The following is a 13,700-nucleotide window of genomic DNA, read 5'->3' as shown; positions in this document are numbered from 1 at the left end:
TTCATCAGAACAATGACGTTTCGAGTCCATTCGCCGGCACCTGGTGGCGGGCCTTCTGGCGAGCGTGATCTTTGTGGGAGGAGCCGGAGCCTGGGCGACCTTCACGAATCTCTCCGGTGCGGTTGTAGCGTCCGGACACTTTGTCGTCGTTTCCTAGTGAGAAGATACAGCACCCGACTGGCGGGGTGGTCGGAGAAATCCTGGTGAACCCGGCATTTCGTACTACCTGGTGCGCCTGTCGGTTCCGATCTCGGCTCGCGCGAACGCGCTCCCTACCGTTCCATTGCTCGCAATGGGCAGTGCCGGCGCGACTCGGCAACACAGCCCCATGCCCGTTCTTCCGAGGGCGGCCCAACCAGGACGACCGGTTGCCAAGTTTTCCTGGACCGTTCTTTGAGTGTGAATATTCGGGCCGATTGCCTGGGGCGTGTCCCCGCCGCCTGCGAGCCCGCAACTGCTCAGCAGAAGGGCGAAGTGAACGAGAATGCATCCATTTCGTAAATGTATGCCTATCCAAGCAATCGATTTCTCCAATTGTCCGATGACGAATATGAACGACTCAGGCAGGGGCATCATTAGGAGTATTTTCAATGGCAAAGATTATCGAAGGTGGCCCGGGTTCCGAAACACTCCTCGGCACCGAGGGTGTTGACTGGATCGAGGGTTACCAGGGCGGTGACTGGCTTGACGGTCGTGGCGGCAACGACGAGATCTCGGGTGGCGCGGGCAGTGACCGAGCCATCGGCGGCGAGGGTAACGACCGCATCTTCGGCGGAGATGGCTGGGACGATCTCTCCGGCGACAACGGCCGCTTCAACGCGCGCGTCTCCGGTGAGGACAATGACAGGCTCAGCGGCGGACCCGGCCAGGATGTCCTCTACGTGGGTGACGGCCAGGACACGTTGACCGGGGGCAGCGACAGTGACACGTTCGTGTTCCAGTTCCACAATCCGGTGCCTGGGGTTGTCGGGTCGACGTCGGACATTACCACTATCACCGATTTCAACCCCGCGGAGGACAAGTTCGCCTTCGATGCGGTAGGCCTCTACAACGACGGTTTTGGCGCGAACTTCGTCAACAACGCCAGCATACAGTCCGGCTACCCGGTGAGCAGCTTCTACAGCGGTGCGGCGTCGGGTGCGAACGGCGAACACGTCGTGGTGATCACTGGTGAATCTTTCAACTCTGCTAATGAGGCGGCGAGTGCGATCTCCGGCGAGCACGCCGGCGACATCATTGTCTACCAAAGCAGCTACACTGACAGAGTTGCAACTCTGGCCTATGTCACCGCCGACGGCAGCGCGCACGAGTTCGCCCACCTGGGCGGTGTAGTCACCGTGGCCGACCTAGGCCTGACCGCGTCGGACTTCACCTTCGTTTGATCCAGAAAACCCATGCGGAACCGCGCCCGCCCCGCCCCCCCGGGCGGGCGCTTTCCCGTCCGTTTCCGCTACTTGCCATGGGCCGGGGCGCCTGGGAGCAGTCAGCGTGTACAGTGACGAAGCCCTGCGCGTCGCGCTGGTCGTGGACCGAAATCTCCTGAAGGTGTGGAGGCGGAAGCCTGTTCGGGCCCTTGCGGCCGACCAGGATGAATCCCTTCCAAACCTTCAGCCGGACGGTGTTGTTGACCCGCTCCATCAAATGCCGGGACCAAACATATTCGGCGGGAGCACTGATCCTGAACCAGCGAGCGGATGCAGTCGGTTGCCGATCGGGGAGCAATATAGGGAGCTGGGTCGCCAGCTGCGGAGACTTACGTGACAACCATTCCTTAAAGGATCAGCTTTGAGACCCTTCCCTCTGACTTCCGCGATTTGGGGCATTGTGTTGATCAGCGGCGTGGTCAACGTGTTTGCGCTGATCTCGCCGCTGTTCATGCTTCAGGTCTATGACCGCGTTCTGGCAAGTGGCAGCGTATCCACGCTGGTGGGGCTCGTCGTGCTCGCTGCGGGGCTTTATGCGTTCCAATGCCTGCTCGACATTTTGCGCGCCCGCGTGCTGCTGCGGATTGGCGAGCGTTTCGATGGACAGTTTTCCGGACGCGTTCACGATGCGATCGTTCGCCTTCCGCTTTCAACGCGCATGCCGGGCGACGGCTTGCAGCCGCTTCGCGATCTCGACAATGTTCGCGGCTTCTTAGGTGGAAACGGTCCGACAGCGTTCTTCGATCTGCCATGGATGCTGTTTTATCTTGGCATTTGCTTCCTCCTTCATTTCTGGATCGGCATGACGGCACTTATCGGGGCGGTCGGTCTCACATCTCTGACACTCCTTGCCAACACTCTCTCGCAAGGGCCGATAAGCGATACCGTTGCCCACAACATGGCACGCAATGGTCTGCTGCAAGCAGCGCGTTGCAATGCCGACTTGCGCCTGCAGGTGCAATCGGCCATTCTTACCGTCGGTGCGTACCTTGTCGTCAGGCAGGAGGCTACGGCCGGGGTCATGATTGTCAGTTCGATCATGATGGGGCGTGCGCTGGCTCCGGTCGATCTGGCCATTTCAAGCTGGAAACCCTTCCTCATGGCGCGCCAGAGTTGGGCGCGGCTGGAGGACCTCTTGGAAAAGGTTCCTGAAACCGCTCCTGTTGTGCCTATGCCTGCACCTGAACGCGAACTGCGCCTCGAAAGCGTGACAATCGTTCCGCCCGGCGAAAGCAAGCCGACCGTGACCGGCCTTGCGTTTGCCATTCAGGCGGGAAGCGCACTCGGGGTCATCGGCCCGTCGGGCTCGGGCAAGTCGACACTCTCGCGCGCCATCGTCGGCGCATGGACGCCGGTCGCCGGGAAGGTTCGCATCGACAGCGCAAGCCTCGATCAATGGGACCGGGAAGCACTAGGCCGTCACATCGGCTATCTGCCACAAGGTGTTGAATTGTTCGATGGCACCATTGCCGAAAACATCGCTCGTTTTGAAGATGATCCTGACCCTGAGGCTATTGTCGCCGCGGCGAAAGCAGCGGGCACGCACGAACTGATCCTCCGATTTGAGCACGGATACGAAACTCCGATTGGTGAGGTCGGATCGGCACTTTCCGCCGGGCAGCGCCAGCTTATCGGTCTTGCCCGTGCCCTTTATCGAGACCCGTTCCTTGTTGTGCTGGATGAACCCAATATCCATCTCGACGCGGAAGGCGAAGCTGCAGTCGCTAAGGCGATCGCCTCTGTGCGCGAGCGCAAGGGCATTGCGGTTGTTGTCTGCCATCAGCCGAGCGTCATCCGCGCCGTGGATTTGGTGTTGGTGATGGAAGGTGGACGGCAGCGATCATTCGGTGCGCCTTCCAAAGTCCTGAAGGCCATCGAGTCTACACAGGATAACGTGGCAGAGCGCGCTGACATGGAGGATACCGGTGTCCGGCATTGATCAGAACAATGACGTTTCAAGCTCCATTCGCCGCCACCTGGTGGCGGGCTTTCTGGCGAGCGTGATCTTTGTGGGAGGAGCCGGAGCCTGGGCGAACTTCACGAATCTCTCCGGTGCGGTTGTAGCGTCCGGACACTTTGTCGTCGTTTCCTATGTCAAGAAGGTGCAGCACCCGACTGGCGGGGTGGTGGGAGAAATCCTGGTGCGCGAAGGCGATAAGGTAAAAGCCGGCGACATCCTCATGCGGCTCGATGCCACCCAGGCGCGCGCTAATCTCGCCATAGTCACCAAGCGGCTCGATGAGCTGGCCGCCTACCTAGCTCGACTCGATGCTGAGCGTGACGATCTCGCGGAAATCCCCTTCCCGGACTGGCTACTCGCCCGAAGAGATGTTCCGGACGTAGCTTCGGCAATAGATAGCGAGACGTTGCTGTTCGAATTCCGCAGGCAATCCCGCGACGGGAAGCAGGCGCAATTGGCGGAACGCATTACTCAATATCACCACGAGATCGAAGGACTCAAGGCGCAGGAAATTGCCTGTGAAAAAATGATCGAGGTTCTCCAAAAGGAAATTGCTGTTCTAAGTGGGCTGCGCAACCAAGGCATTGTCTCGGACCAACGGTTGAACAGCCTGAAGATCCAGGTTGCCACTTTCGGTGGCGAACGCGGTGAGAAGATCGCAGATCAGGCACAGACGGCAGCCCGCATAGCCGAAACGCGCCTGCAGATCCCGCAGATCGATCAGGATTTCAAGTCGGAAGTGGGCCAGGAGCTCAGAGAGGGTCAGGCGCAGGTCGGGGAGTATGTTGAGCGCAAGGTGGCGGTTGAACAGGAACTGCGGCGGATCGATATCGTCGCGCCGCAGTCAGGCACCATTCAACAACTCGCAATTCATACGGTCGGCGGAGTGATCACGCCCGCCGATCCGATCATGCTAATCGTGCCGGAAGGCGACGATCTTGCGCTTGAAGTACGAATCACCCCGAAGGACATCGACCAAATCCAGCTTGGTCACAAGGCCGTGCTGCGGATGTCAGCCTTCAATCTGAGAACCACGCCGATATTGAACGGATATGTCAGCCGGATCGCAGCCGATCTGGCGACGGATGAAAAAAACGGCATTTCGTACTACCTGGTGCGCCTGTCGGTTCCGCAGGCGGAACTGACGAAGCTCAAGGGCCTGACGCTCGTGCCCGGTATGCCGGCCGAAGCGATGGTCCAGACGGGTGAGCGTACGGCGCTTTCCTATTTCGTGAAGCCGCTGTCGGACCAAATCAGTCGGACATTCCGGGAGGAATGAAATAACCCACAGGAATCTATTGTTGCTATTTCTGTTGGTTGTCCGCATGCTATGTGCGTGGTAAGATCTGAAAGCACAGACATTTCCTACTTGCCTCTGGGCACCGCTTGTTTCTGTAATATTCAGCTGATGTTGCACCATGTTGCAACTGAGTATCCTTGGTTTCCAACGGTTTTTACTGGTGCGCGGCTGATGGACGCGACATGAAACGCGACATGAAAAACCCGCCACCAGCCGCAGCGGGCTGTTCGTTTCTCTTCTGCGGAATGAAAGTCAGTCAGTGCCGCGTGGCTGACATCGCCTGGAACATATCCCAAGCCGCATCTCGGTTTCGGTGCTTGCCGGGAATGGGGACCCAGCACTGCTTCGCAAAGATCCGAGCTTCTAGATCGTCAGGATGCGTATCGGTCACAAGCGCCGCCCAGTCCCACTTCCGGGCTTCGCGGCGCATCACGTCGACCACAAACCAGCCGGAAGGCGGTCGAGCACCTTCGGTCGTTCGCATGGCAGGTTCCTTCTGAACGAAAGATCATTGCCGTTCACTCAGCGGCCTGAAGTCAACGCCGACAGTCTGCAAGACGAGCAGCGCACGCGTGGCTGGCGAGGGCACCGTTTCCCATGTCGGGCTACAACTCTCGGTCATCGTAGCGGGAAATGGTAATGCGCCGCAAGAGTGTTGCAGGGCACGAGGGCTGTTTGGCGGTAGGGGTTGCGCTCGCGAGGGTAGATGTCGCGCATAAGCAGCAGACGTTCGAAGAACAGCCACTCACTGTAGGCTTGCAGCAGTTCCTCCTCGGAGGGCAGAGGCGCCGGTTGCGGCGAGACATGCGCCGCGGCCGCGCCTCTTATGGCCGGAATAGAGGCGATGGCACCGAGCAGGGCGCGGGAAAATCTTCTAAAGGGAAGGCAGCGGCCATAGCTTCGCCGGCCTCCAGAAGAGGGGTGTTAGGCATTTGGGTCTGCATTTGCGATAACGTTGCACTAATGGTATAAGACTGCACGTATCGTACAGTCACTTTAATGTAAGGTTTAACTAAAATGACACTTTCGCCATCTCAATGCCGGGCAGCCCGGGCGCTTGTTGGATGGTCGCAGGATCAGCTGGCAGCGGCCTCCCAGGTGGCCAAGACGACCATTGCCAATTTCGAAGCTGGCAAGCGGACGCCATACGACCGCACGTTGGTCGACCTGCAGGCCGCTCTGGAGGCTGCCGGGGTTGAGCTCATTCCGCAGAATGGAGGAGGCGCCGGCGTGAGGCTCGCAAAGCCGTAGCCGGGCCGGCGCTTGCGTTCGCGCTCAACCGACGCGAAGCTGCCTTTTGAGGAACGGGAGGGCATACGTATGGCAATCAGATATCGGGCGACGACAACGATCCGGCTCAACACGGATGGCAAATGGGGTGCTTGGATGTTGATCGTGTCTCCGCTGGTGCAGGCGATTAGCTGGTACTACTATTTTGCGAAGCCGGACTATGGATGGCTCGGCCTTATTGCCCTCACCAGCGTGACAGTGCCCTGCGGCTTCGTGCTGCTACTGATCGGCCGCGACTATGACAGTATCGTAGACGAGACGAACTGACGCCTCGCCGATGGAGCGGCGCGATGCCCAAGGACAATACGTCTGGCATGCAGCGGGGGGAGGAAGACCTAGGCTGGCGCGTCCCGATGGGCTTTGCCGCGTCGCTCTGGCTGCATTCCTGCATAGAGCGGACGTTCAAAGACCTGGATATCGTGACGCGGTGGCGCGCTGGCGGCCCTTCAATGGCAAGCAGTCCATCGTGATCGACCCCCATCGTTCGTTCGGTCAGCCGATCGCCTCCAAATATGGCGTCCCGACCGTGGCGCTTGCGCAAGCTGTAGAAGCCGAAGGATTTGCGGAAAAGGTGGCGCGCCTTTTCGATGTCTCAGCTACCGCTGTTAGAGACGCCATCAAATTCGAAGAGAGCCTTCAGAGTGCCGCGTGAAAGCCCTGGTCGACGAAAACCTGTCGCCCGCTCTCGCCCGTTCGCTAAATGCCCTGTTCGCCGGGGAGCATGAGATCGTCCATATCAGAGAAGAAGTTCGGCCCCGGCGTGAAAGATGTGGCCTGGATCGCCCAGCTGAGCACGGAGGGGGCGTTGGATCGTCATCTCTGGCGATCGACGCATTACCCGGAACTCGCGGGCGGCGCGATGTTCGAACTTCCAATAAAGAGCACGCGCATCGAGCAACTGAAGGTGTCGTCTAAAGGCAATCGCTACACTTTCGCTTTCCGCCAGCCCGCCCACCACGCTTCCCATTGTGAGCAGAACCAGCGCTCTCCTCGAGCTGGGTTGACGCGCGTAGCAGAGTAATATTCCTGCCCCGGCATATGGTAGATATGCTCGCCGCGCTCGTTAATGTTGCCCTTGATATCGCAGCCCGCCTCGCGGACAGCCGCGTTGCTGGCCGACGAATCGCCGCCATGGTGAACGCGCGGCAGCTCGTGCCGATCGTCGCCGACTGCAAGATAGCCCGCGGAAGTCGCCCCGAGCATCACCAGAACGGCGGCGAGACGATAGCGGAAAAAGCGAGCGCCACCAAGGCCGTCGCCTCTGCAACCTCCTGGCATGAACAGAATTGCCCATGATCCCTTCCCCGAGGCGAGAATGCATCGTCTGAAGCCGGGAGTCCAGTATCAGGCCGCAGCGCTGTAGCCCGCTTCCTTGATGCGGCGCCCGCGACGCTCAGGCGCGAGACATGGTCGGCACGACCGCTTCCCTCCTGATGGTGGCGCTTGGCGCCTGGCCCTATCGCTCCCGTGAGAGTAGGCCAGGAGGTCAGGCAGCGTGGCATGTAGGACTATGGTCCGCGTTGCGGCGAACCCCATCAAGCGGAGATCGCCAATGGCCCAGAACCAAACCTTCCGAACAGCTGTCTCGGGCTGAAATCCGAGCGCTTTCTGGCGGCAGCCGAAGCGGCTGCAAAAGAGCATCGTCGGGCCGCTTCTGCGATCGATTGCGCTCAGAAGACGGACCCCGTCAACTCCACAATACAAGTATTTGACCCGGAACATTAGTGGTCCCTTAAGCACTTCTCCACAAGCGGTACTTGTCCGGCTTGGCGCGTTTTGCTAATGAGTCCGTACAAACGGGGGTTTGGATAATGTCGAAACGCAATTTCCTGTCACCAATGGCCTTGTCGGCCACGATGATTCTCGGCGGCCAAGTTCAGGCTGCAGTCCTTGTCGAATCGGCAAATCAGCCTTCGACCAAGCTCGCTGAAGCTGGCACTGTCCCGGCGGACCTCGGCTACGGTGATGTGCTAGATCGCTCAAATGGTACGGACGTTATCATGGCGTACCACACCAGCCATTCGAGCCATGCTAGTCACGGGTCTCACTGCTCTGGCTACAGCTATTGTTGATGGCGGACACCCCTCGCGAGAGCGAGCTCGTCCAGACTGCCCAAGTCAAGTTTGATCTGTCAGTCTTCAGCCTCGACTGTGTAAAGCGCGCAGCGTATCGGGTAACCGGCAACGCTGCGGTTGAGATCACGATCGAGGGCGGCTTCGCAGTATGCACGATCAACGTCAGCAAGGCGGCCGCGCGAACTTCGGCCGACGCAGCGGTAGAAAGACTGCGGCTAGAGGTCTTGGATCAGGACCTGCGTAGAAGCATCGCCGCCGAAACCGCCACTGTTAGAAACGCGATACTGGCGCTTGCGTTTTCCAGATCGGGCCTGCAGTCCGATGACTAAGTTTGCTCCGGCAACTGAGTTCCAACGACCGTTGGACGACACTTATCAGCTCGCGTACTTTCGTTTTTCCCAGTTGGACGACGAGCGGTATGTGCTGACCAACCAAGCGGGCGAATATCTGCTATTGCCGCGCGCCGTGCTGGCTTCGTTTATCAGGCACGAGCTTCCCAGCACACACCCCGCCTACTCCCGCCTGCGCAGCAGGCAGTTCCTCTTTGATGCATCCTCCAATATCGGCAAGGAGCTGCTGGCGCTGAAGGTTCGGACCAAGGCAAGAAGGCTTGAGAACTTCACATCGCTTCACATCATGGTCGTGTCTTTGCGGTGCGAGCACTCCTGCCCCTACTGTCAGGTATCTCGCCAAAGCGAAGATCGTTCAGCCTTCGATATGTCAGAGGAGACTGCCGAGAAGGCGTTGGCGCTCATTTTCCAGTCTCCAAGTCCGGCTATCAAGATCGAGTTCCAAGGCGGCGAGCCGCTCCTGAATTTCCCGTTGATCCAACACGTCGTGCATCGGGCTGAAGCGATCAACAAGGTCGCCGGGCGGTCGCTGCAATTCGTCATCACGACGAATCTCGCCGTCATCACCGACGAAATCTTGGAATTCTGTCGCGTGCACAGGATTCTAATTTCAACGTCGCTCGACGGACCGGCCACTCTTCACAATGCCAATCGACCGCGCCCGGGAAAGAACAGCTACGAATTGGCTGTGGCAGGTATCCACAAGGCCAGACTGGCTCTCGGCCATGAACGCGTCAGCGCACTTATGACAACGACCAAAGCCAGTCTTCCACTGGCGCGCGAGATCATTGACGAATACCTGCGGCTAGATTTCCCCGGAATATTCCTTCGGCCGCTTTCCCCTTACGGCTTCGCGGTCAAGACGAAATCGTACGCAGCCTATGACGTGGACCGCTGGCTCGATTTCTACTTCGACGGGCTGAATTACATCCTGGAACTGAACCGTAACGGCATACCTTTCAAGGAGTTTTACGCGGCCACCATCCTTACAAAGATGCTCACGCCTTTCGAGCCAGGATATGTGGATCTTATGAGCCCGGCAGGCATCGGTATCTCCGCCGTCGGCTATAACTATGACGCCAGCGTCTACGCGTCCGACGAAGCACGAACGTTGGCCGAAATGGGCGACAAGACATTTCTGCTCGGGAATGTCCACGAAAACACCTATGGCGAGATTTTCGGGTCCGACGCTCTCCTCGATCCTATCGAGCAATCTTTTGCAGGCTCCGTACCGATGTGCGCCGACTGCGCTTACGAGCCGTTCTGTGGCTCCGATCCAGTATTCCATACCGCAACGCAGGGCGACTTTGTTGGCCTCAAAACGCGGTCGGGATTCTGCAATCGCAATATGTCGATCTTCAAGAGGCTGATCGGCCTTATGGAGAGGGACGTTACCGCCCGAGAACTCTTTCTAAGTTGGGCGAATTAGGATGTTGCGACTGAGTGGCTTCGCTGCGTCAGCAAGCGTCGGTGATTTCTCACAGCGAGTGGCACTTAGGCTCGTGACGGGCCAAGCTGACCAAGCGCCTAACCGAGAACATGATGCGTACCTTTTCAAGGGGCAGACGTTTCATCCTGAATGCCAGTGGGTTGTCACCTTTGAGGAGCATCGGCCGGAAGCTGAGCGACTGTTTTCAGACCGACGACTAGTCGTTCTGCCCCACGAGTTCGACTACCTTTGCGAAGGAGACGTCATCCGCTTTGTGCCGGATCGGAAGGCAGTGCGTGTCCTGTTCAGAAAGGATGCCAACGCGAACTATTTCCTCGTAACGGAGCGGTGCAACCACCTGTGTTTGATGTGCTCCCAGCCACCCAAAGACGTTGATGATCGCTGGTTGGCGAGGGAGATTTTGGATGTGCTGCCCCTGCTGCCCGTAACGACCCCGTTTCTCGGGATCACTGGCGGTGAGCCAACGCTGGTGGGTGAGGACTTTTTTGACATTTTGTCATCAGCTCGTGACCACCTTCCGTCTACGCCGGTTCATATTCTTTCCAATGGCCGGACGTTCAAGGATCGGCAATTCGCAGAGCGCTATCAAGGGATTGGACATCCTCGTCTTTCGGTCGGCATACCGATCTATTCCGCCGACCCGGAAGTTCACGACTACGTGGTTCAGTCCAAAGGCGCCTTCGATGAGACCATCCGCGGGATCATGAACCTGAAGGCCGTCGGGGCTGAGGTTGAGATACGAGTTGTCGTTCACAAGCAGACCTATGAAGGTCTCGTCGACCTGTCAGATTTCATTTTTAGAAACCTCACCTTCGTAGACCACGTGACGTTTATGGGACTGGAGATCACTGGCTTCACAAGGGCAAATATGGATAAGCTCTGGATGGACCCGTACGACTATCGAAGTGAGTTGCGGGCGGCTGTGCAATATCTGGCTGCGGCTAGGATCAATGTTTCAGTCTACAATCACCAGCTCTGTCTTCTTGATGGCTCTATCCACAAGTATGCAAAGCGGTCGATTAGTGACTGGAAAAATGCGTACTTGAACGAGTGCACAAGCTGCTCCAAGCGCGCCGAATGTGGTGGCTTCTTTTCATCTAGCCACCTTGCACGAAGCTCCCATATCTCGGCGTTTCAAACAAAATAGAACATCAGATTGGTTGAAAATTACGAAAGCCGTTCGCCCGGTGGGATAACCTAGCCTAAATCTTAGAAATACAATCTGTGCGCTGCTGACTCGGATAGCGATTGGAGAGAATATGACCTTCGATTTTAAAAATGCGTCCAAGGCGGAGCTTCGAATAGAGTATAAACGTATCGCCGATGAAATCGGCGACGATCAATTTTTTACAAAGAAAGAGCTAAATCACCTTCCGGAGATTCTTTCAGACGGTGAGCAGGTATTGGCATTCACTTCTGGGCTCATGGACGGCGACACGTGGCTCATCACCCTGACAGACCGACGTATCATCTTTCTCGACAAAGGAATGATCTACGGCCTGAAGCAGGCCAGCATAGGCCTTGACAAGGTAAATGCTGTTAGCGGCAAAACGGGGCTCATCTTTGGTTCGATCACCATCGAAGACGGAGCTTCGCAGCGGCACATCAGCAACGTTTGGAAGAAGACTGTTGTCAAATTCGTCAATAAGGTTAGGGATGCACTGGAGCAGAGAAGGCAGCCAGCTCCAGTCTACAATCAACCGCAGGGTACCGACGTGGTGTCAATGCTTGAGCGTCTCGGCGCTTTGAAGGCGACCGGAATCATCACAGATCAAGAATTCGAACAGCAAAAAAGAAAAATACTGGCAGGATAATGGAATTTACAGGGGTCGTTGTCGGGATTATACTCTTCATCTCTATTTATTTTTGCGTCGGTATTACCTTGCGCTTCATTTGGGAGTGGTGGATACTCGTTATGTCGACCCCATCGCTTTTTGCGGCAGCTCTGCTGTACGGGTGGATTGGTGCACTTGTATCCATAAGCCTTTGGGCCTGGACGCTTACCTTGAACAACTCGTGGCACTCGAGTGCGGTGTATTTCAGAGGCGCAGATTGGCTTGATAGGCGGTTTAACTTCAAGGATACCTAGCCGCTGCGGTTCCTCGCGCCCAGAGCCGTTATGACTGTTGGCGGGGCTTTAGTGTTTTTATCGAGGAAATTCAATGAAAGTAAACGTCATCGGATTGACGGCAGCATTTCTACTCGGCTGCACCGCTTCCGCATACGCTGATTGCTTGGGTGAAAGCGACTACAGGGTCTGCACAGATTCCTATTCCGGCAAAAATGGGGATCAACATGTGAGATCGTACGATACCGAAGGAATAACTATTCGATTGACACCGAAACTCTTCGCTTTCCGAACGGAGGCCAAGAGGTCACCAGTAGCGATAGCGAAGGAAACTCCTACTCCATTCGCTCCTGGACAGACAGCACCGGAACTCATTCCGTGGACACTGAAGGCAACGAATGCACCATCACGCCATCAGGTACGATGATGGGATGCGGGGAATAGGTGCGATGCGATGAAGAAGTTCGGCGTCTTTGGCTGCACTGGTTGCGTAGCCGCCATTATGATAGGGTGGCTGCTCGGTGTGCGCATATTGGTAGTTCAACCGATCGGAGCCATTCCTGAGGGTGTAACTGCCATAGTACATGGGGTTCCGGATCTGCATCTCGTTGACAGTCCGGATGCCATCTGCCAACGAACCCAAGGGGGCGTCAGTCTCCTATGTAGAGGAATGACAGCTGCGGCAATTGCCAACCACGGCAAGATCCTTGCTCGGCTACCCTACAGCGAGATGCTTTTTCGTCTTAGCGGCGCTCCCGTTCTTGACCGGTAAGCCGGACGGCTTTCGATTTGCGCATATGTTGTTGTTGCACATCAGGGTATACTTGGAAGTGACACCAAAGCGTCGGGTTCAGCAGGGTTGCGCTGGGCAGCCCGGTCAGCGTCCGACACTTGCGGACGCTCCGTTATAAGACATTCCCTCTTCCTCTCGGGGGCGCGCGCGCCACTGTTCGACCCGCTCGTCGACCCATCCTACGAATGGAGGCCAGGACTTCGACTTGCTGGCCGTTTATGGACCGGCCGCTGGGTTGCTTTTCGGCATCGGCACACCAAGAAGCTTTGGACGCCTACGAGGTAGTGGCAGCTCGCTGAAGCGCCTAGCTCGCCTAATCACTTCGGATAAGATCGTGGTAAAGCGAGAGATATACGAAGCTCCGCCAAACGGGGGGTGCGGCTCGCAGCAGCAACAAATTTGCGTCAGGCTTCACGGAAGCTCTTGAAAAGATATGCCGAGCGCAAAGACCATACCCAGCCGTGGGACATGGCCGGTGCAGTTGGGGGTGCTTGTGGGGCTTAACCGCACCGGCCACTGCGGGAAGATATAGGGACCCCCACTCCTCTGCCTAAGATATAGGCATATTATCAAGCGAGCAAATTATCTCGCAATGCCACCTTGAAGGCTCAACCGCGAAGCCAACTTAATTCCGAGAGAGCGGACGGAACTGGTGAGCGCTTTGTCGAACCCCGGAAGCAGTGAGCATCTTTGGGCATTGGACCTTGCCGACCTGCGCAAGGAGTTTGGAAAGTTTCGTCAAGAGCGCGGGACAACGCCCCTTGAGTGGGACGAGCACACCAAGCTGTTCCTTGAAGAACGACGGGAACGCCGCCGGGAACCGGATTTGTCCGAGCCGTTGGGGAATGGCTAGGCTAGCGTCGCGATCATCATTCACCCTCCGGCGTGGGGGGCTTGGTGTGAGCCCCGCGCCCCCAAGCACACCCCCCCCCCGGACCGTTTGGCGGGTGGCCGTGTGCGTTGGGTGTGAAGCAAATTGTGGGCCGTGGG

The 13,700-nt window shown here is 57.4% G+C and carries 14 protein-coding genes and 2 pseudogenes; 13 read left to right on the top strand and 3 right to left on the bottom strand.

Translation table 11 applies throughout. The features are described from left to right. Window positions 1-28: 28 nt before the first annotated feature. From NKH35_RS29655 to NKH35_RS29640, 4 genes and pseudogenes are all read left to right on the top strand, one after another. Window positions 29-221: pseudogene (locus tag NKH35_RS29655) on the top strand (HlyD family type I secretion periplasmic adaptor subunit); the annotation flags it as partial. Between the two features lie 369 nt (window positions 222-590). Further along, entirely contained in the window at window positions 591-1,382 is a 792-nt protein-coding gene (locus tag NKH35_RS29650) for a calcium-binding protein (protein WP_023673926.1), read from the top strand. Window positions 1,383-1,827: 445 nt separating this feature from the next. Next, window positions 1,828-3,363 (top strand): type I secretion system permease/ATPase, encoded by a 1,536-nt coding sequence (locus NKH35_RS29645; RefSeq protein ID WP_502907008.1) that lies wholly within the window; start codon window positions 1,828-1,830, stop codon window positions 3,361-3,363. Beyond that, window positions 3,350-4,663, top strand: a complete 1,314-nt coding sequence (locus NKH35_RS29640; RefSeq protein WP_352917267.1) for an HlyD family type I secretion periplasmic adaptor subunit — start codon at window positions 3,350-3,352, stop codon at window positions 4,661-4,663. Before NKH35_RS29645 ends, NKH35_RS29640 begins: the two co-directional genes overlap by 14 nt. Before the next feature lie 277 nt (window positions 4,664-4,940). On the opposite strand, the gene NKH35_RS29635 is transcribed toward NKH35_RS29640, so the two are convergent. Continuing rightward, the gene (locus NKH35_RS29635; RefSeq protein WP_352917266.1) at window positions 4,941-5,168 is read right to left on the bottom strand and encodes a hypothetical protein; all 228 of its coding nucleotides are present in this window, start codon (window positions 5,166-5,168) and stop codon (window positions 4,941-4,943) included. A gap of 533 nt (window positions 5,169-5,701) precedes the next feature. On the opposite strand from NKH35_RS29635, the pseudogene NKH35_RS29630 reads away from it, so the two are divergent. The 4 genes and pseudogenes from NKH35_RS29630 to NKH35_RS29615 all read left to right on the top strand — a co-directional run. After that, a pseudogene (locus NKH35_RS29630) lies at window positions 5,702-5,929 on the top strand (helix-turn-helix domain-containing protein); the annotation flags it as partial. 75 nt (window positions 5,930-6,004) lie between these two features. Beyond that, complete coding sequence (locus NKH35_RS29625; RefSeq protein WP_023672248.1) at window positions 6,005-6,241, top strand: hypothetical protein; 237 nt, start codon at window positions 6,005-6,007, stop codon at window positions 6,239-6,241. Between the two features lie 160 nt (window positions 6,242-6,401). Continuing rightward, a complete protein-coding gene (locus NKH35_RS29620; protein ID WP_352917264.1) occupies window positions 6,402-6,626 on the top strand; it encodes a hypothetical protein in 225 nt (74 codons plus the stop codon). Window positions 6,627-6,695: 69 nt separating this feature from the next. Then, a complete protein-coding gene (locus tag NKH35_RS29615; protein ID WP_352917262.1) occupies window positions 6,696-6,995 on the top strand; it encodes a hypothetical protein in 300 nt (99 codons plus the stop codon). Here NKH35_RS29615 and NKH35_RS32080 read toward each other — a convergent pair. Continuing rightward, entirely contained in the window at window positions 6,899-7,123 is a 225-nt protein-coding gene (locus NKH35_RS32080; RefSeq protein ID WP_502907009.1) for a sunset domain-containing protein, read from the bottom strand. The two genes, NKH35_RS29615 and NKH35_RS32080, sit on opposite strands and share 97 nt — an antisense overlap. Between NKH35_RS32080 and NKH35_RS29610 the strand changes: the two genes are divergently transcribed. The 5 genes from NKH35_RS29610 to NKH35_RS29590 all read left to right on the top strand — a co-directional run bounded on the left by NKH35_RS29610 (window position 7,022) and on the right by NKH35_RS29590 (window position 11,663). After that, window positions 7,022-7,270, top strand: coding sequence for a hypothetical protein (locus NKH35_RS29610; RefSeq protein WP_352917260.1), 249 nt, complete (start codon window positions 7,022-7,024; stop codon window positions 7,268-7,270). The two genes, NKH35_RS32080 and NKH35_RS29610, sit on opposite strands and share 102 nt — an antisense overlap. Window positions 7,271-8,045: 775 nt before the next feature. Then, complete coding sequence (gene hxsD, locus NKH35_RS29605) at window positions 8,046-8,378, top strand: His-Xaa-Ser system protein HxsD (RefSeq protein ID WP_352917258.1); 333 nt, start codon at window positions 8,046-8,048, stop codon at window positions 8,376-8,378. 31 nt (window positions 8,379-8,409) lie between these two features. Then, complete coding sequence (gene hxsB / locus NKH35_RS29600; RefSeq protein WP_352917256.1) at window positions 8,410-9,828, top strand: His-Xaa-Ser system radical SAM maturase HxsB; 1,419 nt, start codon at window positions 8,410-8,412, stop codon at window positions 9,826-9,828. A 1-nt stretch (window position 9,829) separates the two neighbouring features. Continuing rightward, window positions 9,830-10,996, top strand: a complete 1,167-nt coding sequence (gene hxsC / locus NKH35_RS29595) for a His-Xaa-Ser system radical SAM maturase HxsC (protein ID WP_023835545.1) — start codon at window positions 9,830-9,832, stop codon at window positions 10,994-10,996. A 112-nt stretch (window positions 10,997-11,108) separates the two neighbouring features. Beyond that, entirely contained in the window at window positions 11,109-11,663 is a 555-nt protein-coding gene (locus NKH35_RS29590) for a PH domain-containing protein (RefSeq protein ID WP_023706350.1), read from the top strand. Between the two features lie 660 nt (window positions 11,664-12,323). Here the strand turns inward: NKH35_RS29590 and NKH35_RS29585 are convergent. Beyond that, window positions 12,324-12,560, bottom strand: coding sequence for a hypothetical protein (locus tag NKH35_RS29585; protein WP_156940489.1), 237 nt, complete (start codon window positions 12,558-12,560; stop codon window positions 12,324-12,326). Window positions 12,561-13,700: the final 1,140 nt, after the last annotated feature.

It is taken from the genome of Mesorhizobium sp. M1143 (assembly GCF_040318435.1).
Classification (GTDB): domain Bacteria; phylum Pseudomonadota; class Alphaproteobacteria; order Rhizobiales; family Rhizobiaceae; genus Mesorhizobium.
Note: the sequence above shows the minus strand (reverse complement) of the source record. Positions and strands in the feature narration are given on the sequence as shown.